Here is a 26,314-nt window from a genome sequence, read left to right on the forward strand (position 1 = left end):
CCGGTGACGCGTTGTTTTTCAGCGCGCAAGGGAGTCCACGGACATGAGGGTCTCAGCGGATTCCCCTGAGGCGACGGTCGGCGGAATCCCTCCGCGGTTCCCCGCCCATCGCGTCTGGCGCGGCCCCCTCCGCACGCATCGCATCGGTGTCGGTCGTCGACATGGTCCCCTCGCGGCTCCCGCCGACCGAGGATGACCTCCAACAATTCCTCGTTATCGGGGAAGAAGGCCCGGTGACCCGGGAAGCGGTCGAGGCCGACGCCGAGCCGCCACCAGTCGAATCCCCGCAGCACGTCTGGGTCGCCGACAGGCTGGCGGTGACGGTCCACCACGGATCCGCCGAAACCGGCGTCGAGGTGCGTGGAGAAATCGACCTGGCCAGCGTCGGGGCGTTGCGCTCGGCGCTGTTCGCGGCCGTCCGCGGCGGGTCCCCCACCGTCGTGGTCGACCTCGCCGAGGTCGACTTCCTCGACGCCCTGGGGCTGGGAGCACTGGTCGCCGCCCGCACCCGGGCGAGGGCCTCGGGGCAGCGCCTGGTCGTGATCGGCGCCCGTCCCCTGACCTACCGGCTGTTCGCACTCACCAACCTCGCGGCACCGTTCGACGTCCGCCACCACTGAGCGCCACCACTGAGCACCACCACCGAGCGTCGCCGACCGGATCCCCGCGCCCACACCTCCCCGGCGATGCTACCGATGCAGCGGTATTAGCTTACTCAGAGTTACCATGAAGGAGATCGCACGGCGACGAAGGTTCGTCCGTCTGCGTCCGGATCGGCCGCAGGCGGGTGGAGATCCGCTGTCCTTCGCTCTACCCCTACGGAGTCGCGATGCCAACCGCCCGTCACTCTGATCAGGCCGCCTCCCGGTCGGCCGCCGCCAACGGCGCCGCCGAGGACAACGCCGCCCGCCTGGCGGCACCCACCCAGGAGGGCGTCTACCTGACGTCCGCGCAGGGGCTCCGGCTCCCCGACACCGACCACTCCCTCAAGGTCGGCGAGCGCGGCCCCACGCTGCTGGAGGACTTCCACCTCCGCGAGAAGATCACCCATTTCGATCACGAACGGATTCCGGAACGGGTCGTGCACGCCCGCGGCGCCGCCGCGCACGGCGTCTTCGAGTCCTACGGGACGGCGGCGTCGGTGACCAAGGCCCGGTTCCTCGCCGTCAAGGGTCGCCAAACGCCCGTGTTCACCCGGTTCTCCGCCGTCCTTGGATCCCGCGGGTCGGCGGACACCGTCCGCGACACCCGCGGCTTCGCCGTGAAGTTCTACACCAGCGAGGGAAACGTCGACCTCGTCGGCAACAACATCCCGGTGTTCTTCATCCAGGACGGCATCAAGTTCCCCGACGTCATCCACGCCGGCAAGCCGCGCCCGGACCGGGAGATTCCGCAGGCGCAGTCGGCCCACGACACCTTCTGGGATTTCGTCTCCCTGCACACCGAGGCCACCCACCACGTCCTGTGGAACATGAGTGACCGCGGTCTTCCCCGGTCCTATCGCACGATGGAGGGTTTCGGCGTCCACACGTTCCGGCTGGTCAACGAGGAGGGCCTCACGAGCCTGGTGAAGTTCCACTGGAAACCGGTCAGCGGCGTCCACTCCCTCGTGTGGGAGGAGGCGCAGATCGCCGCCGGGGTCGATCCGGACTTCCACCGCCGGGACCTGGCCGACGCCATCGACGCCGGCGCCTTCCCCGAGTACGAGCTCGGCATCCAGGTCCTGCCCGACGACGGCACGCACACGTTCGAAGGCATCGACCTGCTCGATCCCACCAAACTGGTGCCCGAGGAACTGGCGCCCGTGCAGCTGATCGGCCGGCTGACCCTGAACGCGAATCCGACGAACTACTTCGCCGAGACCGAACAGGTCGCCTTCCACACCGGCAACCTCGTCCCCGGCATCGAGGTCACCGACGACCCTCTCATGCAGGCCCGGTTGTTCTCCTACCTCGACACCCAGCTCACCCGCCTCGGCGGCCCGAACTTCACGCAGCTACCGATCAACCGGCCGCACTGCCCGGTCAACGACCTGCTCCGCGACGGCGCCCACCAGTCCGCGATCCACACCGGCCTCGCGGCCTACCTGCCCAACAGCGTCGACGAGGGTCTGCCGCTCGTCGCGGCCGAGGCCGAGGGCGGCTACGTGCAGCGGGAGCGGCCCGTGGAAGGCCGCGTCGTACGTGCCAACCCGGTCTCCTTCGACGACCACTTCTCCCAGGCTGCGATGTTCTACCGCAGTGTCAGCCCGATCGAACGGGCGCACATCGTCGAGGCCTTCGCCTTCGAACTGGGCAAGGTGTACGACAAGGCCATCAAGGAACGCCAGCTCAGGGTGCTCGCCAACGTCGACGCCGACCTGAGCGCCCGGGTCGCCGCCGCGCTGGGTCTACCCGCTCCCGACGGCTCGCCGCCCGACGTCGCCCTGGCCCCCTCGCTGTCCCAGCTCGTGACGGAGCCGGGCCCCGTCGCGGGCCGGCGCATCGGGGTGATCGCCAGCCTGGACGCCGACCTCGGCGGCATCGACAAGCTCCGCAAGGCCGTGGCGAGCCTCGGGGTGCAGCTCCTCGTCGTCGCCCCCGTCGGCGGGGTCCTCCACCACGGCCGGCACACCGAGGTCGTCGAGCGGACGAACCTCACCGCCCGCTCCGTCGAGTTCGACGCCGTCGTCGTCGCCGGCGACACCTCCCCGCGCGACGCCCTGCAGGTGGCGGACGCGCTCAAGGTGACGTTGCTGCTCCAGGAGGCCTACCGGCACCTCAAGCCGTTGGCCGCGTGGGGCTCCGGTGCCCGCGTCCTGGCCGCCGCCGGCATCACCGCCGACCACGCCGGCGTCCTCGTCGCCGACGCGGTCACCAAGACGTTCACCGACCGCCTGACCCTCGCGCTCGGGCTGCACCGCGTGTGGGACCGGGCCGAGGAGGTCATGGCCAACGCGACGGCGCCGGTGCACCCGGACCTCGTGCCCCACTGATCGCCGCGTCCGGCCGGCGGGCGTCGTCGGCGTGGAGGACGGCAGGTGCGCGCCCACGAGCTTCGCCACGACGCGCGACCGCGGACGGCGGCGAACCCCGGCCCGGGACGCCGCAGCGAAGTGTGATGACGCAAAGCTGACACCGGGGCCACGGAACGCCGTGGTTCACCTAAGATCACCGGCTATGACCGCGGTGGGCACGCCGTCGCCTCCCTCCACCCCGCATCCCGCCACCCCGCCGGCCACAACCACGCCGGCCGCAACCACGCCACCGCCGACCGCAGTCCGCGGCGCGACGGGCATGCCCGCCGGGGGTGCAGCCGGCACCCTGGGCACGGCCGGCGGACCGGGCACGAGCGGCACCTTGGGGGCGGCCGGCACCTTGGGGGCAGCCGGCGGATCGGGCGTGGCCGGCGGGCCGGAGACGAACGGTGGCAGGGGCGGCTCGCCCGGGCGCCGCGGGCTGCGGCGCCGCACGGCCACCCCGCCCGGCCGGCTGCGGCTGCTGTCGATCATCGTGACCGTCGGGCTGCTCGTCCTGTGGATCGCGGCCCTCGCCACCGTGCGGGCCCGCCAGCAGGCGCTGCACTCGCTGCGGACCGACAGCGGCGCGTCGTTCATCGCGGCGCAGAGCCTGCACGCCGACCTCTCGGCGGCCGACGCCGCGGCGGCACGGGCCTTCCTCGCCGGCGGCGTCGAGCCTCCCGACCAGCGCGCCGCCTACCAGCGGGCCATCGCCGACGCGAGCGAGCGGATCGTCGATCTCGCCCGGGCCGCTGGGCCGCGGGAGCCGCTGACCGTGCTCACCGAGCAGCTGCCCGTCTACACCGGCGAGGTGGAACGAGCCCGGGCGAACAACCGGCTCGGCCTGGTCGTCGGCGGTGCGTATCTACGCGAGGCGTCCAGCCTGATGCAGGGCACGATCCTGCCGGCCGCCGACGGGCTCGCCGCCGCGGCCGCCGACCGCATCGACCACGACTACCGGCAGGCCAGCCGCGTCTACCACCCGGTGGTGGTCGCCGTCGCCGGGCTGGCGACGCTCGCCGTGCTGATCGTCCTGCAGGTCCGGCTGTTCCGGCGGACCAACCGCATCCTCAATCCGGCGCTGGTGGCGGCGACGCTGCTCGCCGCGCTCGCGCTCGGGTGGACGCTCGCCGCGTTCGGGGTGCAGCGCGCCCGCCTGCTCGACAGCCGCGACGACGGCTACGTGCCGATGACGATGACCGCGCAGGCCCGGGCGCTCGCGCTGCGTGCCTGGGGCGACGAGAGCCTGTCGCTGATCTCCCGGGGCAACGGCGCGGGCCTCGACGCCGACGCCGACGCGGTCAGCGCCCGGCTGGGCTACGACGCCCAGGGCCGGCCGACCGGCACGGGGCTGCTCCCGGCGACCGCGGCGCTACCCGGATCGGACCGGGCCGCCCGCGGCGCGCTCGCGCCCACCTGGCAGTCCTACCAGGCCAGCGCGGTGCGAGTCCGCGCGCTCGTCGCCGAGGTCGGCGGGTTCCAGCAGGCGGTGGCCCTGGCCCAGGGCGGCGGCACCGACGCCTTCCGACGGTTCGACACCGCCTCGACAGTGGTGTTCGACGCCGGCCGCGGCCGGTTCGAGCAGCGACTCACCGCCGCGGACGACGGCCTCGATCCGCTGCCGCTGGCCGTCACGGCGAGCCTCCTGTTCGCCGCCGCCCTCGCGCTCGCCGGTATCCAGCTCCGCATCAACGACTATCGGTAGCCGCCATCATGCCGAAACCCACGACCCTCACGACCTCCCCGACCTCCATGACGTCCCCGACGTCCACGACGTCCACGACGTCCACGACGTCCACGACGTCCACGACGTCCACGAGGCTGCCGCGGGTCATCGCGCTGGCCGTCGCGGTGCTGCTGGCCCTCGCCGGCGCCGGCTGCGCAACCGTGGACGCGCCGCTTCCCGCGCAGGCACGGCCGCTGGTCACGACGGGCGCCTCGTCCCCGTCTGCCACCGGCGTCCCGCCACCGTCGGGCACCGGTGCGGGCTGCGGAGATCCGCAGGCGAGCCTGCGGCCACCGGCCGTGCCCCCCACGCCCGGCGCGATGCCGGCCGGCACGTTCCTCGCGACGATCCAGCAACGCGGCTACCTACGGGCCGCGGTGCTCGCGGATGTCCCGCCGTTCGGTTCGATCAACGCGTTCACCGGGCAGTTCGAGGGCTTCGACGTGGACCTGGCGAACCGCATCGGCCGGGCGATCTTCGGCACGGACGGGCACGTGCGGTTTCGCGCGACGACCTACGCCGAGCGCATCCCGGTGCTGACGCACGGGGACGTGGACATCGTCGTCGCGACCATGACGACGAACTGCGAGCGGCGCCGGCAGATCGACTTCTCCACCGTCTACTGGTACGAGACGCAGCGGGTGCTGGTCCCCCTCGGCTCGCCCGCCCGCAGCCTGGACGACCTCGGGGGGCAGCCGGTGTGCACCGCGGCGGGGACCACCACGGTGGACACTCTGCGCCGGACGTCGTCGCACCCGGTCGTGCGGACCGTGCCGAACATCGCCGACTGCCTCGTGCTGCTCCAGTCCGGCCAGGTCGCGGGGATCACGACGACGAGCGCGGTCCTCGCCGGCATGGCGGCGCAGGATCCCCGGGTCCACCTCGTCGGCCCGGGACTGTCCAACGAGCCGGACGCGATCGGCGTCGCCCGCGGCCATCCGGAATTGACCCGCTTCGTCAACGGCGTGCTCGCCGACGTGGTGCGCGACGGCACCTGGGCCGCGCTGGTCCAACACTGGCTGCCGGCACTGCGCCCACCCCCGACCGCGCCGGTCCCCCGCTACACCGACGGCGGGTGACGCGGCGTCTCCCGCCTCCCGCCTCCGGACCTCAACACCGAGCGGCTCCCCACTCTGACGTGCTGGTCCGGCGACGGCTGAAGGGGCTGCGCCCGCCCCCGACGGTGCCGGTCCCGCCGCGACGCCGATGGCAGGCCGCCCTCACTACGTCTTCCCAGGCCGGCCGGATTCGCCCTGCTCCCAGGGCCGGACTGCCTAACATGCCGGCACTGTGAGCCGGGCGAGGTGACGACAAGGCGACATTGCCCCACGGAAGGTGCTCGACCGATTTACGATCAGCCATCCCGCGGAGTCGGACCGCCCTCAGGCGCCCTGACCGCCGCGGCTCAGGGCGGTGCAGGCGCGGGCGTCCCGGCGAGACCGGGACGGTCGCGAAACGGACGATCGGGGCGGTGGTACTCAGGGCATGGCGGGCATGCTTGATGCCGCGGGGGCGAGTCGCGCGCCACGAGCGGCCGGATCCGCGCGCCTCGCCGGCGCCCGCACAGCATGTTCCGCCCGGCACGCCCGACCCGTCCGGCCCTCGCCGCGTCGGGCAGCGGGATCGCTCGCGTCGACGCAGGGGGCGTGACCGGCGATGCGCACCCGTTCGGACGTCGACGCGGCCCTGACCAGGCTGCGTTCCGGCGGCGCGCAGCTCGCCGCGGAGCTGCTGGACCTCGACGCCCTCATCGACCGGCACCTCGGCGATCCGCCGCGGCTGCGCGGACGCACCGCCGCGATCGCCGCCGACGCCCGCCGCCGGCTGGTGGGCCTCTGGGAGACCCACGCCGCGCTCAACGACCTGCTCACCGCCGCCGCGGCCGAACGGGGAGAGGGTCCACGGCTTGGCGCCCGGCGCACCGCCCGGCTCGCCGCGCTGCTGGACGCCGAGCCCGACGGTGACCGCCCGGCCGGCGCCGCCGGGGCGGCTGAGGGACACGACGCTGCGGCCCGGACTCCCGCCCATCGTCGCCTCGAGGAGGCGCTCGCGAGCGTCCGTGCCCTACGCGCCGCCGCCGACGAGATCATCGCGGCACGAGCCGCGCACCGCGAGGCGCTGGCACCGCTCGGCCGCCACCTCGCCGAGGCGCAGGCGACGGCGCAACGCCTCGGGCTCACCCCGGGTGGCGCCGGCCCGAGGGGCGCCGAGGCCGACGACGGAGCCGTGGACGACGAGGTTCCGGCGCTCGCGACAGCCCGGGCCGCGCTGGCACTCGCCCAGGCCGCGGTGGCCGCCGACCCGCTCGACGTGCCGGCGGAGCTGCTGACCGCGGTCGGCGACGCGCTCGCCCCAGCCCTCGACGCCGTCGCCGCACTCGCGCGGGCACACGACCATCTCGCCGCGGACCTTGCCGCGGCCGACGCGCTGCTGGCGCAGGTCGTCGCGGCCGCGCAGGTCGGCGAGCGCCGTGCCCGGGAGGTCGTCGAGCGGATCAGCGGCCACGCCGATGGCCTGCTGCGGCTGTCCGACGGGTGGTTCGACGCGCCGCGGCGCGGCCTGCGGCCCTGGCTGGACCGGCTGAGCGCCGCCGGCGAGGCCGGCGACTGGCGGCTGGTCGCCTACGGCCTGCCGGCCTGGCGGCGCACCGCGCAGGCGACGCTGGCGACGGCGACGACGATCGCCGAGACGAACGCGGCGCCGGTGCGCCGCCGCGACGAGCTGCGCGGGCTGCTGCGGGCGCTGCGGGCCAAGGCCGGGCGCACCGGCCTGGGTGAATCCGCCGCGTTGGAGGCCAGCTACGCCCCCGCGCTGGCCGCGCTGGGATCGGCCCCGATCGACCTGGACCGGGCCGAGAAGCTCGTCCGCGCCTACGCGGACGCCCTGCTGGCAGCCGCGCCCGCCCGATACCCCGCCCGACCAGAGGAGCACGCATGACGGAGGCGATCCGGTGTCCCGAGCCGGACTGCGAGGGCGTCATCGAGGACGGCTACTGCACGATCACCGGCCTCGCCTACCGGCCGCCCGGCCCGGCCGCCGCGGCCGCCGACCGTCCCGCCGCCTGGGCGCCGGTGGACGGCGGCGTGACCGGCGCACGCCCTGCGTCCGGCGCATCCCCTGCGTCCCACGGAATTGCCGTGTCCCACGGAACCGCCGGGTCCGCGTCGTCGGGGGCCACCGCCTCGCGGCGGTCGCGGCGCGGGTCGGCGAGCCACAGCGCGCCCGACCGGCTGGGCGCCGGGCTGGTGCGCATGCCCGAGATCGACCTGCCCGATCCCACCTCGCTGGTGCTCGCCGACCCGCAGATCCCGCAGCGGCGGCGGGTGTGCGCCCGCTGCGGCGAGCCCGTCGGCCGCTCGCGCGGGGGCCAGCCGGCCCTGGCGGAGGGGTTCTGCGCGGGCTGCGGGCAGCCCTACTCGTTCCGGCCTGCGCTGCGGCCGGGCGACCGCGTCGGCCAGTACGAGATCGCCGGTGCCCTCGCCCACGGCGGGCAGGGCTGGATCTACCTGGCCCGCGACCACGGCGTCGGCGGGGACTTCTGGGTGGTGTTCAAGGGGCTGCTCGACTCCGGCGACCGGCACGCGCAGGCCGCGGCGATAGCCGAACGCCGGTTCCTGGCCGCGGTCGACCATCCGGCGATCGTGAAGATCTACACGTTCGTCGAGCATGCCGGAACCGGCTACATCGTGATGGAGTACGTCGGCGGGACGTCGATGCGCGAGGTGCTGCGCCGGCGGCGGGCCGCCGCGGGTCGGCCCGACCCGCTGCCGGCGGCCGAGGCCGTCGCCTACCTGCTCGCGGTGCTGCCCGCGTTCGCCTACCTGCACCGCAACGGTCTGGTGTTCTGCGACTTCAAGCCGGACAACATGATGGTCGGCCGGGACGCGGTGCGGCTGATCGACCTCGGCGCAGTGCGGCGGATCGACGACCACGACGGCGCCGTCTACGGCACGCTCGGCTACCAGGCCCCGGAAGTGCCCACCGAGGGCCCGTCGGTGGCCTCCGACCTGTACACGGTGGGCCGGACGCTGGCCACCCTCGTCCTGGACTTCCGCGGCAACACCTCGACCTACCGGCACGCCCTGCCGCCGGCGTCGGGGCATCCGGTGCTCGCCCGGCACGAGTCGCTCTACCGTCTGCTGGTCAAGGCCACGGCGCTCGACCCCGATCATCGGTTCACCAGTGCCGAGGAGATGCACGGCGAACTGCTCGGCGTCCTGCGGGAGATCGTCGCCGCCGAACGGGGCACCCCGATGCCGGCCCGCAGCGTCCGGTTCACCGGTGACGCCCACCCGACGGGTGAACCGGCCGATCCGGTGCCCTCGGGTCTGCTGCCGGCTCTGCTGCCGGCGCTGCTGCCCGATCCGGACGATCCCGCGGCCACCGCGCTCGCCGCGCTGCCCGACGTCTCCCCCGGCCAGCTCGCCGAGCTGCTCGACGCGATGGGTGCGGACAGCGCCGGCGCCCGGCTGCGCCTGGCCGACCTGCGGACCCGGCTCGGTGAGCACGACGCGGCGCGGGAGCTGCTCGACGCCGTGGCGGCCGAGGATCCCTTCGCCTGGCGGGTGCACTGGCAGCGTGGCCTGCTCCTACTCACCCAGGGTGACACGGCGGGGGCGGTCACGGCGTTCGAGCGGGTGTACGGCGAGGTGCCCGGCGAGCTCGCGCCGAAGCTGGCGCTGGCCCGCGCGGCCGAGGCGGGCGGCAATCTGCCCCGGGCCCAGGAGCTCTACGACCTGGTCTCGCGCACCGACGACACGTTCACCAGCGCTGCGTTCGGGCTGGCCCGGGTACGTCTCGCCGCGGGCGACCGCGACGGCGCCGCGCAGGCCTACCGGCGGGTGCCGGCGGCGTCGGCGGCCCACGTCGAGGCGCGGGTGCGCCTGGCCCGGGTGCTCGGCACCGTCACCGCCGCGGGCGCCCCGGACCAGGCCGGCCTGCGGGCGGCGTCGACGATCCTCGACGATCTGGACCTCGATCCGGCGGGCCGGGCGACCCTCACCCGAGACCTGCTGGCCGGCGCGCTCGACCTGGTCAGCACCGGCGCGATGGCGGCGGACCCCCAGGTGACCATCGCCGGGTCGGCGCTGCGGCCCGCCGCGCTGCGGCTCGGGCTGGAACGTGCCTACCGGACGCTGGCCCGCCTGGCCGCGACGCCCGACGAACGGTATGCCCTGGTCGATCTCGCCAACAGCGTCCGTCCCCGGACGCTGATGTGACCACGGAACAGCGCCCGCAGCCGGGCACCCCAGGATCAGAGAGCGCCCCAGGATCACCGGGCGCCCCAGGATCACCGGGCGACGGGCGGTGTCCGGCGTGTGCGGCGGTCGTCTTTGCCCACGACCGGTTCTGTGAGAGTTGCGGCACCGGGCTGCGCCCGGGAGACCCGCCCGGAGACCGGTCCGATCTCGACCTCGGCAGCGCCGCGGGGGTGTCCGACCGCGGCCTGGTGCACCGCACCAACGAGGATGGTTTCGCGCTGCGCGTCCTGGCCGGGCCCGGCGACGACGACCGGCCGGCCGCGACGCTCGCCGCCGTCTGCGACGGGGTGTCGACAGCCCCGGGATCGGGACCGGCGGCGGTGCGGGCGGCACGGGACGCCGTCGACCTGCTCGCGCAGCTTGCCGGCACGCTGACGGTGCCCCCGGCCACGCCGCCCCACCCCGGCGACGCCACCGACACGAGCGACCCCAGGCTCAGCGGCAACGCGCCCAGCGACGCGCCCAGCGACGCGCTCGGCGACGCGCTCGGCGACGCGCCCGGCGGTGCAGGCGGTGTCGGCGCAGGCGGCGACACCCGGCCGCTCGGTCCCCGTCCCGGTTCGGCCTCGCCCGGCGGGGACACCGCACGCTGGCAGGCGAGCGCGCTGCGGGCCGCCGCCGCGACCGCGCAGCGCAGCGCCCTCGCCTCGATCAGCGGCCCGGACGACGCGCCGGCGTGCACGTTCGTCGCCGCCGTCGTGACGCCGGACCGGCTGTCGGTCGGCTGGCTCGGCGACAGTCGGGCCTACCTGATCGACCGGTCCGGCGCGCGGCTGCTCACCGCGGACGACACGCTGGCCGCCGAGGCCGTGCGGGCCGGCCTGCTGCCACCGGAGCGGGCCGAGACCGGGCCCGGCGCCCACACGATCACCCACTGGCTCGGCGTGGGCAGCGCGTCGGCGGTCCCCCGCGTCGCCGTGACGGCGCTGAACGGGCCGGGGCGGGTCGTGCTGTGCAGCGACGGGCTGTGGAACTACCTCTCGGCCGCGGGCGCCGTCGCCGAACGGATCGCCGAGCTGCCCGCCGAGGCGCCGGCGCTCGCGGTCGCCCGCCACCTGACGACCGTGGCCCTCGCCCGCGGCGGAGGCGACAACATCACCGTGATCGTCATCGATATCCCGGGGAGCAGCGATGATCACCTTCACCTGTGACGTCAGCCAGAACGAGTTCCTCGCCGACGGCGCCGGCGAGGTGCACGCGGTCATCACCGTCGCCGCCCGCGACGAGACCGCCGCCGGGTCCGGCACCGGCACCGGCCGGCCGGTGCCGGGCCCCGGCGAGACCCACGGCGAGACCCACGGCGACGCCCCCGGCGCCGCCGAGGTGATCATTCTGGACTGCTCCGGCTCCATGGAGTACCCGCAGTCGAAGATCATCGAGGCGCGGCGGGCGGCGCAGGCGGCGATCGACGCGCTGCCCGACGGCGTCGCGTTCGCCGTGGTCGAGGGCACCGAGCAGGCGCGGGTGGTCTATCCGGAGCGCCGGGAGCTGGTGACGGCGAGCGCCGAGACGCGGGCGGCCGCGGGCCGGGCGGTCGCCCGGCTGCGTCCGCACGGCGGCACCGCGATGGGCCGCTGGCTGCGGCTGACCGCACAGCTCATGGCGTCGCGCCCGGACGCCATCCACCACGCCATCCTGCTCACCGACGGCCAGAACGGCGAGAGCGGGCGGGCGCTGGAGGCGGCGTTGGCCGCGTGCCAGGGCGCCTTCCAGTGCGACTGCCGCGGGGTGGGCGCGGACTGGCGGGTCGACGAGCTGCGCCAGATCTCCACCCGGCTGCTCGGCACCGTGTCGCTGCTGCGCGAGCCCGCGGAGATGGCCGACGACTTCCGCGCCCTGGTCGCCAAGGCGCTCGCCCGCGGCGTGGCCGACGTCGCGCTGCGCGTGTGGACGCCGAAGGGTTCCACCACCCGCTTCCTGCGCCAGGTCTCCCCCGAGGTCGACGACCTGATGCCGCGCGCGGTCGAGGTGAACCCGTTCACCCGGGACCATCCGACCGGCGCGTGGGCGGCGGGCATCCGCGAGTACCACCTGTGCGTCGACGTGCCGCCGGCCGACGTCGGCGACGAGCGGCTCGCCGCCCGGGTGAGCCTGGTCGTCGGCGGCGAGGTCGTCACGCAGGCCCGTGTGCGCGCGGTGTGGACCGAGGACGCCGAGCTGTCGACCCGCATCGACGGCGTCGTCGCCCACTACACCGGGCAGGCCGAGCTCGCCCGCGCGGTGCAGGACGGGCTCGCGGCGCGCCGCGCCGGGGACGAGGTCAGCGCCGTGACGCTGCTGGGCCGGGCGGCCCGGATCGCCGCCGCGGCCGACGACGGCGCGATGCTGGACCGGCTCGGCAAGGTCGTCGAGATCGACGACCCGGTCACCGGTGCGGTGCGGCTGCGCCACGAGGTGGCGAAGCTCGACGAGATGGACCTCGACGCCGGTTCGACGCTGACGGTTCCCGCGAAGCGGTGAGACGGGGGACCTGCCCGCTCTGCGGCTGCCCGCGCCGCGGGGTGCAGACCCACTGCCGCGCCTGCGACCACAACTTCGCGACGGGCACCGGCCCGCTGCCGGCGAACGCCGTCCCCCTGCGGGTCGCGCCGTCGCCTACCGGGTCGTCGCCCACCGGGTCGACGCGCGCCGAGACGCCCGGCGGCGTGGCCGGGCGCTGGAGTGCGCGGATCTCCGTCGACCGTGCGTTCTTCGCACGGGGCGACGGCACGGACGCACCCGCCTTCCCCGAGCGGTCCCGCCCGATGACCGTCGAGCTGACCGCCGCGCGGACCGTGGTCGGCCGGCGCAGCCGCAGCCAGCGCACCCCGCCGGGCATCGACCTGTCCGGCGACCCGGGCGATCCCGGGGTCTCCCGCTCCCACGCCGTACTGGAACTCCTGGCGGACGGCTCCCTGCGAGTCAGCGATCTGGGCTCGTCGAACGGCACCTGGGTCGGCCCGGACCCGGCGCACCTGGTCCGCCTGACGCCGGGCAGCGCCGTCGCGCTCGACGACGGCGACCGGGTCTACCTCGGCTCCTGGACCCGGATCACGGTCCACCACCGGTAGCGCTCCCGGGCGCGGTGAGCGGCTCGCCCACTCCCGCCCGGACCTGACCAAAGGGGTAGGGATTTGTTACGGTTTCACCCGCTGCCATTGGTCGCTGCCGAGCAACGTCACGCAGGCCACATTTCCGACCAGCCGGTTTCCGGCACCGCCGCGGCCGGGCCCGCCGCAAGAAGGGGTTCGTTTTTACGCCGTTGTGCCGGCGGCCCCTCGGTCGCCGTAGGTCACAGCCGCAGGGCGTGAATCGTGATGGCCTTTTCTGGCAGGCTCTGGCGTCGTGCGATCTACCCGACCGTTCGCGGTCGACGCCGCCGGTACCGCCCAGCCGGGCGCCGACTTATTCCTTTCGTATGCCGGTCCGGATGAGAACTGGGTCACCTGGATCAGTGACATTCTCGAGTCCGCCGGCCGCACGGTGCGGGTACAGCCTTCCGAATCGCCCGGCGGCGAGTACGCCGTTTCCGATATAGGCGCCGAGGTGGCGCGGGCGGAACGCGTCCTCGCCGTTTGTTCCCCGGCCCTGTTCGACGCCCCCTGGTGCACGCTGGAATGGGCCGCGATGCTGGCGACGCGGCCCCTGCTGCTGGTCCGGGTGGCCGACGGCCCGGTCCCCGAGGTGCTGGCCACCGTCGAGCGCGTCGACCTGTTCGGCGTCGACGAGGCCACCGCCACCCGGCGGCTCCTGGCCGCCGTCGGCGCGCCCGTCGCCCCCCGCCCCGCAGGGCCCGGGCCCGACTCCGCAGTCGGCCCCTTCCCGCCCCTGCTGCCCGCGGGGTGGAACGTGCCGCGCCGGGACCGGCCGGTCGTCGAGCGCGCGACGCTGCTGAGCCAGGTCCGCCGGGCCCTGACCGACGGCCCGGTGCGGGCCGTCGTGCTGCGTGGCCCCGCCGGCAGCGGACGCACCCAGCTCGCGGCCGACTACGCCCACCGCCACGCGTCGGGGTACGGGCTGGTCCGGTGGCTGGACGCGGGGCAGCTTCCGCTGCTCGGCCTGCAGCTCGCCGCGCTCGCCGGGCCGTTGGGGCTGCCGGCCGGTGCCGGCGCCGGCGTCGACGCGACGATCGGGGCCGTGCTGGCCGAGCTGAACCGGCGGGACCGCTGGCTGCTGGTCTTCGACGACGCCCGCGACGCGTCGGGGTTATGGCGGTGGTTGGACCAGTCGCTGCCGGCCCGATCGGGCCACCTGCTGCTCGTCGACGCCGACAGGAGGACGCGCCGTGCCGGTCCGGTGCCGATTCCGATGACGGTGCCGATGCCGGTGCCGGTGGTGCGGGTCGGTCTCCTGCCCCGCGAGCGGTCCGTCGCCCTGCTGACCGCCCGGCGCCCCGACCTGGACCTCGATGTCGCCGACGCCATCGCCGCCCGGCTCGCCGACCAGCCGCTGGCGGTGGGCCTGGCCGCCCGGCTGCTCACCGAGGACGATCTCGACCCGCGCGACCTGCTCGCCGGCCGGGACGGCGACGCCCCGGTCGCGCTGTGCTGGGCGCTGTTCCAGCGGCGGCACGCCCCGTCGGCACCGGCGACCGTGCGGCTGCTGGAACTGTGCGCCCTGCTCGCGCCGGCCCCGGTGCCCCTGTCCCTGATGCGCGCGGGCAGCCCACCGTCGCGCCGGGGGCGCATCGGGCCCACCCACCGCCAGCGCCGCGGCGACGACGAGCGTGACCTGCACCGGATCGTCGCGGTCGCCGTCGAGCACGGCCTGGCCCGGCGCGCCGGGGACAGCATCGTCCTGCCCGGACTGGTGCGCGACGCGGTCGCCGCGGGGCTGACCCCGGCCCGGCGCCGCGAGCTCGGCGACCTCGCCGGGCGGCTGCTCGCGGCGGCGTACGCGCAGAGCCCCGTCGAGCGGCCGAGCTGGTCGACGCAGGCGCCGGTCGTCCCGCACCTGCTGGCGGCGCTGGACACCCTCGACGACGCCGACGACCCGCACCAGCTGCACGCCTGGGCGGACGTCCACTGCTCCCGCCTGTACGCCCGAGGTGCCCACGCCGCGGCCGAGCACCTCGCCCGCGACCTGTACCGGCGCAACCTCGGGCGGTTCGGCCCGGACCATCGCGACACGCTGGCCACCGCGAACAACCTCGCCATCGCCCTGCTCGCCGTCGGGCAGCGGACGGCCGCACGGGAGCTGGAGCACGACACCCTGGCCCGGCGGCTGCACTTTCTCGGCGAGAACCACCCGGACACCCTCGCGACCGCCGCCAATCTGGCGATCGTGCTGTGGGAGCTGGGCGAGCACGACGCCGCCCGCGACCTGCACGCCGACACCGTCGCCCGCTCCCGCGCGGCCCTCGGCGAGGACCACGCCGACACCCTGGCCCGCGCCCACCAGCTCGCCGGGCGCCTCGGCGCCCTCGGCGACCTGGGCAACGCGCGGGCCCTGCTCGACGACGTGCTCGCCCGCCGGCGCCGCCTGCTCGGCGAGGACCACCCCGAGACCATCGACACGACCACGGACCTGGCCGCCGTCCTGCGGGGGCTCGGCCAGGTCCGGACGGCCCGCGCGCTCGACGAGGACCTGCTCGCCCGGCTGCGCCGGCTGCTCGGCGACGACCATCCCGACGTCCTCGCCTTCGCCAGCCGGCTCGCGAGCAGCCTGGACGACCTCGGCGAGTTCCAGTCCGCCCGGCGCCTCGCCGAGGAGGTGCTGGCCCGGCGCCGTCGCCTGCTCGGCGACGACCATCCCGACACGCTGGCCTCGACGCACAGCCTGGCCGCCAGCCTGTCGGCGAGCGGTGACTACCGCGGCGCGCAGGAGCTGTTCGAGGAGGCGTTGGGCCGCTGGCGCCGCCAGTTCGCTGCCACCCGCACCCGGACCGACCGCGCGGTCCGCCGTCCCCGCCCGCACCCGGACGGCGGCATGGCATCCTGACGCCCGGGTGAGGCGCGGGAGCGGAGCGCGGGAGCACTGCGCGGGAGCGGAGCGCGGGAGCGGAGCGGCGAGGCGATGGCGGACACGAGCGCCCGGATGCTGCGGCTGCTGTCCCTGCTGCAGACGCACCGGTACTGGCCGGGCGGCGAGCTCGCCGAGCGGCTCGGGGTCAGCCCCCGCACGCTGCGCCGCGACGTCGACCGGCTGCGGGAGCTCGGCTACCCGGTCCAGGCCACCCGCGGGGTGGCCGGCGGCTACCAGTTGCGGGCCGGCACGGCCGTGCCGCCGCTGCTGCTCGACGACGCCGAGGCCGTCGCCGTCGCCGTGGGCCTGCGCACCGCGGCCGCGGGGGCGGTGACGGGCGTCGGCGAGACGTCGGTGCAGGCGCTGGCGAAGATCGTCCAGCTTCTGCCGCCGCGGCTGCGCCGCCAGGTCGACGCCGTCGCCGCCTTCACCACCCCCGCGTCCTGGGACGGCCCGACGCTCGACGCCGGGCTGCTCACGGGGATCGCGCTGGCGTGTCGGGCCGAGGAGGAGCTGCGCTTCGACTACACCGACCGGGGCGGGGACCACAGCCGGCGCCGCGTCGAACCGCACCGCCTCGTCGCGCTCGGCGGCCGCTGGTACCTGGTCGCCTTCGACCTCGACCGGGACGACTGGCGCACCTTCCGGGTGGACCGGCTCGCCGAGCCCACCGCCACCGGCCGGCGGTTCCGGCCCCGCCAGCCGCCCGGCGGGGACGCGGCGGCGTTCGTCCAGCGCGCCGTCGCCGGCGCCGGGGTCCGCCGGCGGGTGCTGGTCGACGTCGCCGCGCCGGCCGCCGAGGTCGCCCGGGTGGTCGGCGGCTGGGGCCGCGTGGAGGCGCTCGACGGCGGCTCGTGCCGGCTGCGGATGGAGGTGGACTCGCTGGACTGGCCCGCGATGGTGCTCGGCGCCGTGGGAGCGCCGTTCACGATCGTCGAGCCGGCCGAACTCACCGACCGCGTCCGTGCGATGGGCGAGCTGTTCCTCCGCTCGGCGCAGCCGGCGGCTCCCGCCGGGTAGCGGTGGCCGGGCCGGTGGCGGTCGGGCCGTTCGAGCCGGTGGGGGCGGTGGGGGCGGTCGGGCGGGACGGAGCGTAGAGGCGGCGGTTGAGCGCGGCGACGGTGGCGCGCCGGGCCGGGCCGAACGGTCCGGTCGCCCGCAGCGCGGCGCGGGCGGCGAGCGCGCCCGGGCCGCCGTGCACCCCGCCGCCCGGGTGGGCCGACATCGAGCCCAGGTACAGCCCGGCGACGGGCGTCTCGGGGCGGCCGAGTCCCGGCACCGGGCGGAAGACGAGCTGCTGGTGCAGCGCCGCCGTCCCCCCGTGCACGGCCCCGCCGCGCAGCACCGCGTCCGAGCCCTGCAGGTCGGCCGGCGACTGCACGTGGCGGGCCAGCACCCGCGCGGCGAATCCGGGGGCCGCCGCGGCGACGGTGCGCTCGGCCCGCGCGACGACGCGCGCCACGGCCTCGTCGTCCCAGGGCCCGGCGATGCCCGCCCCCCCGGCGTCGCCCCGCGGCAGCTGGGGTACGTGCAGGTAGGCCCAGGCGCTCTCGGTGCCCGGCGGCGAGCGGGTGGGATCGGTCGTGGTCATCTGCCCGAGCACGCAGAACGGGTCGGCCGGCACCAGGCCGCGGGCGAGCTGCGCCGCGGTGCGGCTGAGGTCGTCCAGGGTGCCGCCGAGATGGACGGTGCCGGCCTCGGCGCACCGCGGGTCCGCCCAGGGGATCGGCCCGGACAACGCCCAGTTGATCTTGATGGTGGCATGGTCCCACTGGAAGCGGGTCAGGTCGTCGAGCAGCCGGGCGGGCAGGTGCCCGGCGCCGACCAGGTTCCGGTACAGCGACACCGCGTCGACGTCGGCGATGACGGCGCGCCGCGCCGCCAGCACGCCGCCGTCGGCCAGCCGGACCCCGCGGGCCCGCCCGCCGCGCACCTCGACGGCGTGCACCGCCGCCCCGAGGCGCAGCCGGCCACCGCGCTCGCGCAGGCGGGCGACGAGCGCCTCGGGGATCCGCCCGGCCCCGCCGCGCGGCGAGGGGAAGCCGACGTCCTGGCCGAGCATGGTCAGCAGCCAGCCGAGCAGCGCCGAGCCGACCGATTCCGGGCCGAGATCGGCGTGCATGGCGTTGCCGGCGAACAGCAGTGCGGCGCCCTCGCCGGTGAACTCCTCCTCGGCGAAGCGACGCGCGCCGAGCGTGGCGAACCGGGCGAAGCGCAGCCCGTCGGCGGCGCCGAGCTGGCGGGCGAGGCGCAGTCCGGCGCGCAGCGGCGGGAACGGCGCGCCGAACAGGGCGTCGAGCAGGGGTGCACGCAGCGGCGCCCACCGGTCGACCAGCGTCCGCCAGGCGGCGCCGTCGCCCGCGGCGAAGTCGTCGAGGGACCGCGCGGTGCGGGCGGGGTCCATGGACAGCAGCGCGCAGCGGCCGTCGGGGGTGGGATGGGCGAGCACCTGCGGCGCCCGGCACCATTCCAGCCCCTGCGCGGGCAGGTCGAGGCGACGCAGGGCGGGGCTCGCCGCGGCGAACGGGTGAAAGGCGCTGAACAGGTCGCTGACGAAACCCGGGGCGGTGACCTGCGCGGAGCGGCAGGCCCCGCCGGGGACGCCGGCCGCCTCACAGACGACGACGTCCCACCCGGCGTCGGCGAGCATGTTCGCGGCCACCAGCCCGTTCACGCCCGCGCCGACGACCACCGCGTCCGTCACGCCGACGCCGACGGCGCCGACGCCGTCACGGCTTGCCGATGCGGGCGCGTTCCCACTCCGTCAGCCCGCCCCAGACGCCGAAGCGCTCGCCCGTGCGCAGGGCGTAACGCAGGCATTCCCGTCGCACCCGGCACCCGGCGCAGACCGCCTTCGCGGCCGCCTCCCGCCGGGTGCGCTCCCGGCGGGGCACGCCCTCCGGGGCGAAGAACAGGTCGAGATCACCTGCTCCGCAGGCGCCCGCGCTGCGCCAGGAGGCGAGCGGGGGAACGTCGGCGGCGGGTGACCAGGCGCGGTGCGTGGAGGCTGATACCGGCATGTTGCGGCCTCTCCGGTGGGAAGCGGTCCGACCGAAGTGCCTATTCCCCCGCAGGCCGTCGGAAACCCGCCGCGGGCCTTCGTCACGAGACGGAAACCCGCCGCGCCCGTCTGCTCGGGTTCCTCCCCCGGCCTGCCGGCCCGGATCGTGGCACCGGCGGGCAGGGCGGCATGAAACCGCCGGTCATGGGGACGCCGAGACCGTGGCACGGCTACGCCGATCCGATCTGACCGCCCCGGGCATCACCCGGCGTCGGCGCGGCCGGGGCTGGTCGTACAGCGCGCCCGGCGGCGGCCCCCTGCGGGACAGCGACGAAGTGGCCCGGGTCGGCGCGCTCGCCATCCCGCCGGCGTGGCGGGACGTGTGGATCAGCCCGTGGCCCCTCGGCCACATCCAGGCCCGCGGGGTGGACGCGGCGGGCCGCCACCAGTACCGCTACCACGACGCCTGGCAGGCCAGGCAGGCGACGGCGAAGTTCGATCGCGTTCTCGAGGTCGCGCAGCGGTTGCCGCGGCTGCGCGAGCAGGTGGACACGGACCTGCGGGCCACCCCGCTGTCGCGGACGCAGCTTCTCGCCGTCAGCGTGCGGCTGCTCGACGTCGGCTTCTTCCGGATCGGCGGCGAGGAGTACGTCGAGGCGAACAACTCCTTCGGGCTGACCACCCTGCGCCGGGAACACGTCCGGGTCGCCGACGACCAGATGGTGTTCGACTACCCGGCCAAGAGCGGCCAGCAGCGGGTCCAGGCGGTCGCCGACCCGGCGGCGGTCGAGATCATCGCCGGGTTGCTGGCCCGGGAGGGCGCCGCCGACCAGCCGCTGCTGGTCTGGCACGACGGTGCCGGCGAGCACGGGGTGAGCGGCCGCGACGTGAACGAGTACCTGCGCGACACCGCGGGACTGACCGACGTCAGCGCCAAGGACTTCCGGACCTGGTCGGCCACCACGCTCGCCGCGGTCGCCCTCGCCGTCAGCGCCCCGCTGGCCCGGGCGCCCTCGACCCGGCGACGGGCGGTGACCCGCATGTACCGGGAGGTCGCCGACTACCTCGGCAACACCCCGGCGGTGTGCCGGGTCTCCTACGTCCATCCCAGGATCGTCGACCTGTTCCTCGACGGGTACACGATCGCGGTGGACCTGGAGTCCCTCGGCACCGCCGACTCCGGCCGCCTCGCCACCCAGGGGGCGACCGAGGCCGCCGTGCTCGACCTGCTCGCCGGGCCGACGCGCCGGGGCGGCCGACCACAGGCCCGGTTCCGCTCCCAGGTGCCGTGACGATCCCGACGCGCCCGGCCGCAGACGGGGCGTCAGACATCCTGGCCTGGTCCTATTCGTCGGCGGGCAACGGGGGGCGGCGGGCCGTCGGCAACCGGTTCGGGGGGCGTCGCGCAGGGCATCACCGACTTTTCTGGCATGCTTGACCTCGCCGAAGGGCGCGGTGATCCACAGGCAGGGAACGGCCGGCAGGGTGCCGGCCTGCGCCGCGTCACGGTCGCGTCGGGTCGCGCCGCGTCAGGGCCACCAGGTTGGCCGGTATCTAGGGTTGGCCGCCATCAGGAGTGGTCGGTCGGACGGGAGGCCGGCAGGGTGGGCAGCCACAGTGAGGTGGGCGAGGATGTCGTCGCCGGCAGCGATCGCGCCACGATGCGCCTCGACGGCCGCTCCGGCGGGGTCGACCGGGTGCGCAGGCTGGCCGTCCGGATGCTCGCCGGCACCCGGTGGGAGCCGGTCGTGGACGACGTCCGGCTGGTGCTGAGCGAGCTGACGACCAACGCTCTGCTGCACGGGGCCGCCCCGATCGAGGTGCGGATCCTCACCGGCGGCGAGGCGCTGCGCGTGGAGGTCAGCGACAGCAGCCAGACGATGCCGCTTCGCCCTCCGGCCGGCGGGGACGGGCTGACCGGGCGGGGCATGGCGCTGGTCGCCGCCTCGGCCACCCGCTGGGGTGTCCAGCCGGCAGCCGCAGGCAAGATCGTCTGGGCGGAGTTCACCGGGGACGACGACGGCGCGGGTGCCGTCACCGGCAAGGCCGCGGACGCCGTCACCGGCACGAGCGCAGGCGCCGTCACCGGCAAGGACGACGGCGCCGGCGAGGGCCGACCGAGCGGCTCGCACCGCGGCCGGACCTCCCGGGCACGAACTCCCCCCACACCTCGACGGCCGGATGCCTCGGCGCAGGACGGCGGCTCGGCGCAGGACGGCGGCTCGACGCAGGACGGCGGCTCGGCGCAGGACGGCGGCTCGGCGCGCACGGTCGGGATCCGGGGTATGAGCGGCCTGCGCGGCGTCGGCACGATCGTCGTGTCCGCCGGCGGGCAGCCCACAGCGATGCCCGGGCATCTCGTCCGTCTCGGCGACGTGCCCACCGAACTCCTGCTCGCGGCGAAGCACCACGTCGACGGCCTGGTCCGCGAGTTCGCGCTGGCCGCGGGCGGCGCGGCGTCCGGTACCAGCGCGGCCGTGCCCGAGCGGCTGGCCGAACTGCTCGGGACGGTCACGACCCGGTTCGCCGGGCCCCGCCAGGCGATCAAACGTCAGGCGCTGGCGGCCGCGGCGGCCGGGCGGCCGCGCACGCCGCTGGAGCTGGTCCTCCCACTGAGCACGGCGGCCGACGCCGAGCAGTACCTCGCGGCGCTGGAGGAGATCGAGGACTACGCCCGCGCCGCCAGGCTGCTCACCCTGGAGTCCCCGCCCCAGCACGTCGCGTTCCGTCGCTGGTACATCGGCTCCCTGGTCGACCAGCTGCGCGCCGCCGAACGCGGCGAGGGCACGCTGCGGACCCGCAGCTTCGAGCAGTACCTGCTGGACACCCTCGACGTGGTCGTGGCCGCCCAGCGCACGGCGGAGCGCTCCGCCCGCCTGCAGCGGGTCACCGCCGCCCTGGCCCGGGCGACCACCCCGGAGCAGGTCGCGGCCGCCGTCGTCTCGCAGGGCGCGAAGGCGCTCGGCGCCAGCGGCGGGGTGCTGATGATCCCGCAGGGGGCCGGTCGGCTGGCCATCCCCGGGGCGGTCGGCTACGGCGAGAGCATGATCGCGGCGCTGCGGGCGGAGCGGCTCGACGACCGGCTGCCGGCCATGGACGCGCTGCGCAGCGGCGAGCCGGTCTGGCTGGAGTCACGCCGGGAACGCGACGCCCGGTACCCCGACCTCGCCGAGCTTGAGCCCACGGCGGTGTCGATGTGCGTGCTGCCCCTGTTCGTCGGCGACCGCACCCTGGGCGCCCTGCGGTTCTCCTTCGACCACTCCCGCCTGTTCGACGACGACGAGCGGGCCTTCGTCCAGGCGCTGGCGACGCAGGCGGCGCTGGCGTTGGAACGCGCCCGGCTGTTCACCGTGGAGCGCGAGGCCCGGGAACGCACCACGCTGTTCGCCGCCGCGACGGACCTGTTCACCTCCACCCTGGACACCCGGCGCATCCTGGAGCACCTCGTCTCGCTGCTCGTGCCGTGGCACGCGGGGCAGGCCGCGGCGTGCCGGTTCGACGAGGAGGGCGGCGTCGAGATCGTCGCCGTCGCCGACCGCGCCGACCCGCTGTCGACCGTCGCCGTGTCCGCGATCCCGGGCCGGCACCTGGCCGCGGCCCCGACCCGCGGCCAGCTGGGCGGCCGCGGCGTCCCGGACAGCGGGGGCATGACGCAGGCGCTGCGCACCGGCCGGCCGGCCCGTTCCCCGGACGGCACGCGCCTGGCCCTGCCGATGGTGCTGGGGGGTCGGCCGGTGGCGGCGGTCGGCCTCGCCGCCGCCGAGGGCCGCGCCTACGCCGACGACGAGCAACGCGTCGTCGCCGAGCTCGTCGACCGGGCGACCGTCGCGATCGGCAACGCCCGCCAGTACGAGCAGGAACGCCGCACGGCGGTCACGCTGCAGCGCAGCCTGCTGCCCCAGCGGCTGCCGGAGATCCCCGGGCTCGCCTTCGCCTGGCGTTACCTGCCCGGCAGCGCCGGCGCTCTGGTCGGTGGCGACTGGTACGACGTGCTACCCCTCGACGACGGTCGGATCGCGCTGGTCATCGGCGACGTGATGGGCCACGGGATCCACGCGGCGGCGACGATGGGCCAGTTGCGCGCCGCGGTGCGCGCCCATGCCGTCGCCCAGACCAGCCCCGGGGCCGTGCTCGCCCTGCTCGACGCCGCCGCCAACCGGCTCGAACAGGGCCGGATCGCGACGGCGGCGTTCGCGCTGCTCGACCCCGCCAGCGGCCGGCTCGTCCTCGCCTCCGCCGGGCACCTGCCGCCGCTGCTGATCCCCCCGCACGACCCGGCCCACTACCTGCACCTCGAACCCGGGCCGCCGCTGAGCGCCGGCCTGCCCGACTACCCCGAGACGGCGGTGACGGTGGCGCCGGGCAGCACCCTGCTGTTCTTCACCGACGGCCTGGTCGAGGACCGCCGCCGCCCGGTCGACGAGGGGATGGAGCTGCTGCGGGCGGGCGCGGCCGCGCACGGCACCCCCGAGGAGGTCTGTGATCGGGCGCTGGCCGCGCTCGGGCGCGACGCCGACACCGAGGACGACACCGCCCTGCTCGCCGTCCGCCTGGGCTGACCCGTCCCGGGCCGGCCACGCCCCGGGGATCCTGCCGCGGCGGGTTCGGCGGTCAGCGGCGGGCGGCGTAGATCCGACGGACGACGTCCTCGATGTCGGGCTCCTCGACGGTGAAGTCGAGGATCTCGGCCCGTTCCGCGACCGCCGCGAACACGCGGGCGGCGGTGGTGGCCTCGGCGTCGAACGCGAGGCTCTGGCGCAGGCCGTGCGCCTCGCTGGACAGGTGGCGGGCCACGGGAATCCCGGTGAGGTCCGGGGACGGCGCGGCGAGGTGGACGACGAGCACCCGCTCGGCGCCGGTGGTCCGCCCGAGGCCGGCCAGGTCGCCGTCGTAGGCCAGCCGGCCGTGGTCGACGACCAGAACGCGGTCACAGAGCCGTTCGACATCACCCATGTCGTGGGTGGTCAGCAACAGCGTCGTGCCGTCGGTGCGACGCATGGCGATGAGGAACTCCCGCAGCCGTTGCTTGGACAGCACGTCGAGCCCGATCGTGGGCTCGTCCAGGATCACCAGGCGGGGGGCGTGCAGCAGCGCGGCCGCGACCTCGGCGCGCATCCGCTGGCCCAGGGACAGCTGACGGACCGGGGTGGCCAGGAAGTCGGCCATCTCCAGCCGCTCGACCAGCTCCTCGGTGCGGGCCCGCTCCACGGTGGCCGGCAGGGCGTGGATCGCGGCCAGAATCCGGAAGGACTCCCGCACCGGCAGATCCCACCAGAGCTGGGAGCGCTGACCGAACACGACCCCGATCCGGCGGGCGAGCCGGCGCCGGTCCCGGACCGGTCGCAGCCCGCAGGTGGTCACCGTGCCGCTGGTGGGCACGAGGATGCCGGCCAGCATCTTGATCGTGGTGGACTTCCCGGCCCCGTTGGCACCGATGTAGCCGACCGCCTCGCCGGGTTCGATCCGCACCGTCAGGTCGTCGACGGCGGTCAGCCGCCGCCGGCGGACCCCGTCGCGCACGGTGAACTCCCGGGTCAGCCCCGCGGTCTCGACGATCGCGCTCATCCGCCGTCCCCTTCGTCGTCATCGTCCGCCGTCGCCGTCACGGTCAGCCAGCGCCGTCACCATCAGCCAGAGCCAGCGCTGTCACCGTCGGCCAGCGCTGTCACCGTCGGCCAGCGCTGTCACCGTCAGCCAGCACTGTCACCGTCAGCCAGCACTGTCGCCATCAGCCAGCACCTACCTCAGCCGCCACCGCCGCGGTAGTGCCGCACGCCCCAGTGCCAGCACAGCAACGCCATCGCCCACGCCCAGAGCGCGGCGAGCGGTCCGCACCAGGCCAGCCACGTCGGCAACCACGCGGGTGCCGGCAGGTCGAGCAGCCGCAGCGTCGGCAGGAAACCGGTGAAGGCCATCGGGAAGAAGAATCCGAACACCGCCTGGAGCGGTCGCGACCACACCGACGCCGGCTGGGTGGCGGCGTAGCGGCCGCCGTAGACGAACGCGCTGGTCATCTCCTCCCCGTCGACGAGGAAGAACTGCAGGCCTGCCGCCAGGACGAACATCGCCGCGAACGTCGCCCAGCCGCTGACCAGAGCGACCCCCAGCAGCGCCACGTCGCCCACGCCCCAGGTGACGTCGTTGACGGCCAGCCCGGCGCCGAGCGCCACCAGGCCGACGGTCGCGCGCGCCAGCCGCCGCAGGCTGATGTCGCTGGTGACCAGCTGCAGCAGCAGCGGTTGCGGCCGCAGGTAGAACACGTCGAGAGTGCCGGCCCGCAGGTACGCGGGCAGGTCGTCGCAGTGCCCGAAGACCAGGTCGGCGAGGGAGAAGGCCAGGTCGGCGAGGCCGAACACCAGCAGGATCTGGTGAAACTCCAGCCCGCCGAGCCGTGTCACCGCGTGGAACAGCACCCAGACCTCGGCCAGCTCAACGACGGCGGACAGCAGAGAGCTGATCAGGTCGAGGACGAAGTTCGCCCGGTAGGAGGCCTGCGAGCTGGCCCGGGCGGCGAGCACCACCCGGTAGGGACGCAGCCGAGCCCGAACAGCGAGCCCCTCACCCACCCGCATCTCGGCCACCCTGCACCTCAGCCACCCTGCACCTCGAGGTGACGCCGGCCGGCGCGGGTCAGTACCTGGCCGAGCCCGCCGACGCCGGCCAGCCACGCGAGCTGCGCCGCGAGCAGGGTGAGCGCGCCGGCGACGCCCACCCGGCCGGCGAGGATGTCGATCGGGTACGTCATCATCGACGGGAACGGCGTCGCCTGGGCAGCGATCCACAACCAGCGCGGGAACAGCCGGATGGGCACGAACAGCCCGGCGAGGAACCCCGAGACCACCAGATAGAAGACCTGCACGCCGTGGGTCTCCACCAGCCAGAAGCCGGCGACCCCGACCAGGTAGGCGGTCGCGACGGAGATCACGATGGCGAGCAGCAGGCTCACCGCGCCGAGCGGGTACGCCGCGACCGACCCCGGCGGCGCCATCCCGACGATCACGCCGATCAGAAGCATCGGGATCCCCCGCGGGACCAGCGCGAACAGGGCCCGCCCGACCTCGGTCGTGATCTCGGCGGCCTGCACGTCCAGCGGGCGCAGGAAGTCGACGGCGACCTGGCCGTCCTTGATCCGTTCGGCGATGTCGGTCCGGCCGGTGAGGTTGACCGAACCGAGCAGCGCCTGGGAGAGCCAGATGTAGGTGCTCATCCGACCGACGTCGTACCCGGCCAGGTCGCCGCCCGCCGCGCGCACCGTCGCGAAGAGCACCTCCACCTTCAGCAGCCCGAACGTCGCGTTCGCGGCCACCCCGCCGAACGCCGCCAGCCGGTAGGCGGACTGGCGACGGATCCCCGCCCTCAGCAGGCGCCAGTACACCCGCATCCGT

18 protein-coding genes are annotated in these 26,314 nt (G+C 75.5%); 13 read left to right on the forward strand and 5 right to left on the reverse strand.

Annotated features, from left to right (window positions below):
* The first annotated feature begins 233 nt into the window (after window positions 1-233).
* The 11 genes from FRAAL_RS17015 to FRAAL_RS17070 all read left to right on the forward strand — a co-directional run bounded on the left by FRAAL_RS17015 (window position 234) and on the right by FRAAL_RS17070 (window position 16,948).
* Window positions 234-620: an STAS domain-containing protein gene (locus FRAAL_RS17015; RefSeq protein WP_157892125.1), complete on the forward strand. Its 387-nt coding sequence runs from the start codon at window positions 234-236 to the stop codon at window positions 618-620.
* Window positions 621-829: 209 nt separating this feature from the next.
* Window positions 830-2,974 (forward strand): catalase, encoded by a 2,145-nt coding sequence (locus FRAAL_RS17020; RefSeq protein ID WP_041940651.1) that lies wholly within the window; start codon window positions 830-832, stop codon window positions 2,972-2,974.
* Between the two features lie 184 nt (window positions 2,975-3,158).
* On the forward strand, window positions 3,159-4,703 hold the full coding sequence (locus FRAAL_RS17030) for a GlnX family signal transduction membrane protein (protein ID WP_231861047.1): 1,545 nt from the start codon (window positions 3,159-3,161) through the stop codon (window positions 4,701-4,703).
* A 47-nt stretch (window positions 4,704-4,750) separates the two neighbouring features.
* Window positions 4,751-5,803 (forward strand): glutamate ABC transporter substrate-binding protein, encoded by a 1,053-nt coding sequence (locus FRAAL_RS17035; protein WP_011605028.1) that lies wholly within the window; start codon window positions 4,751-4,753, stop codon window positions 5,801-5,803.
* A 577-nt stretch (window positions 5,804-6,380) separates the two neighbouring features.
* On the forward strand, window positions 6,381-7,661 hold the full coding sequence (locus FRAAL_RS17040; protein ID WP_011605029.1) for a hypothetical protein: 1,281 nt from the start codon (window positions 6,381-6,383) through the stop codon (window positions 7,659-7,661).
* Complete coding sequence (locus tag FRAAL_RS17045; RefSeq protein WP_011605030.1) at window positions 7,658-9,943, forward strand: serine/threonine-protein kinase; 2,286 nt, start codon at window positions 7,658-7,660, stop codon at window positions 9,941-9,943. The genes FRAAL_RS17040 and FRAAL_RS17045 overlap by 4 nt, the downstream gene beginning before the upstream one ends.
* 212 nt (window positions 9,944-10,155) lie before the next feature.
* On the forward strand, window positions 10,156-11,136 hold the full coding sequence (locus FRAAL_RS17050; RefSeq protein ID WP_011605031.1) for a PP2C family protein-serine/threonine phosphatase: 981 nt from the start codon (window positions 10,156-10,158) through the stop codon (window positions 11,134-11,136).
* A complete protein-coding gene (locus tag FRAAL_RS17055; RefSeq protein WP_011605032.1) occupies window positions 11,117-12,445 on the forward strand; it encodes a VWA domain-containing protein in 1,329 nt (442 codons plus the stop codon). The genes FRAAL_RS17050 and FRAAL_RS17055 overlap by 20 nt, the downstream gene beginning before the upstream one ends.
* Window positions 12,442-13,035 carry an FHA domain-containing protein gene (locus tag FRAAL_RS17060; RefSeq protein WP_041939406.1) on the forward strand — a complete coding sequence of 198 codons (594 nt, stop codon included), beginning with the start codon at window positions 12,442-12,444 and terminating at the stop codon, window positions 13,033-13,035. The genes FRAAL_RS17055 and FRAAL_RS17060 overlap by 4 nt, the downstream gene beginning before the upstream one ends.
* Before the next feature lie 274 nt (window positions 13,036-13,309).
* Window positions 13,310-15,904 carry an FxSxx-COOH system tetratricopeptide repeat protein gene (fxsT, locus tag FRAAL_RS17065; protein WP_011605034.1) on the forward strand — a complete coding sequence of 865 codons (2,595 nt, stop codon included), beginning with the start codon at window positions 13,310-13,312 and terminating at the stop codon, window positions 15,902-15,904.
* 75 nt (window positions 15,905-15,979) lie between these two features.
* Window positions 15,980-16,948 carry a helix-turn-helix transcriptional regulator gene (locus tag FRAAL_RS17070; RefSeq protein ID WP_011605035.1) on the forward strand — a complete coding sequence of 323 codons (969 nt, stop codon included), beginning with the start codon at window positions 15,980-15,982 and terminating at the stop codon, window positions 16,946-16,948.
* Here FRAAL_RS17070 and FRAAL_RS17075 read toward each other — a convergent pair.
* Window positions 16,878-18,632, reverse strand: coding sequence for a phytoene desaturase family protein (locus FRAAL_RS17075; RefSeq protein ID WP_011605036.1), 1,755 nt, complete (start codon window positions 18,630-18,632; stop codon window positions 16,878-16,880). The genes FRAAL_RS17070 and FRAAL_RS17075 overlap by 71 nt on opposite strands.
* A gap of 25 nt (window positions 18,633-18,657) precedes the next feature.
* A complete protein-coding gene (locus FRAAL_RS17080) occupies window positions 18,658-18,948 on the reverse strand; it encodes a WhiB family transcriptional regulator (RefSeq protein WP_011605037.1) in 291 nt (96 codons plus the stop codon).
* A 202-nt stretch (window positions 18,949-19,150) separates the two neighbouring features.
* Between FRAAL_RS17080 and FRAAL_RS17085 the strand changes: the two genes are divergently transcribed.
* Together FRAAL_RS17085 and FRAAL_RS30500 are read left to right on the forward strand one after the other, a co-directional pair.
* Window positions 19,151-20,221, forward strand: coding sequence for a DNA topoisomerase IB (locus FRAAL_RS17085; RefSeq protein ID WP_041939407.1), 1,071 nt, complete (start codon window positions 19,151-19,153; stop codon window positions 20,219-20,221).
* Window positions 20,222-20,533: 312 nt separating this feature from the next.
* The gene (locus FRAAL_RS30500) at window positions 20,534-23,488 is read left to right on the forward strand and encodes a SpoIIE family protein phosphatase (RefSeq protein WP_231861050.1); all 2,955 of its coding nucleotides are present in this window, start codon (window positions 20,534-20,536) and stop codon (window positions 23,486-23,488) included.
* A 52-nt stretch (window positions 23,489-23,540) separates the two neighbouring features.
* Here the strand turns inward: FRAAL_RS30500 and FRAAL_RS17095 are convergent, their stop codons facing one another.
* The 3 genes from FRAAL_RS17095 to FRAAL_RS17105 form a co-directional block, all read right to left on the reverse strand.
* Window positions 23,541-24,494: an ABC transporter ATP-binding protein gene (locus FRAAL_RS17095; protein WP_011605040.1), complete on the reverse strand. Its 954-nt coding sequence runs from the start codon at window positions 24,492-24,494 to the stop codon at window positions 23,541-23,543.
* Between the two features lie 179 nt (window positions 24,495-24,673).
* Window positions 24,674-25,501, reverse strand: a complete 828-nt coding sequence (locus tag FRAAL_RS17100; protein WP_041940656.1) for an ABC transporter permease — start codon at window positions 25,499-25,501, stop codon at window positions 24,674-24,676.
* Between the two features lie 17 nt (window positions 25,502-25,518).
* The gene (locus FRAAL_RS17105; RefSeq protein ID WP_041939408.1) at window positions 25,519-26,310 is read right to left on the reverse strand and encodes an ABC transporter permease; all 792 of its coding nucleotides are present in this window, start codon (window positions 26,308-26,310) and stop codon (window positions 25,519-25,521) included.
* Between the last annotated feature and the right edge of the window lie 4 nt (window positions 26,311-26,314).

This window comes from Frankia alni ACN14a, from assembly GCF_000058485.1.
In the GTDB taxonomy this organism is placed as follows: domain Bacteria; phylum Actinomycetota; class Actinomycetes; order Frankiales; family Frankiaceae; genus Frankia; species Frankia alni.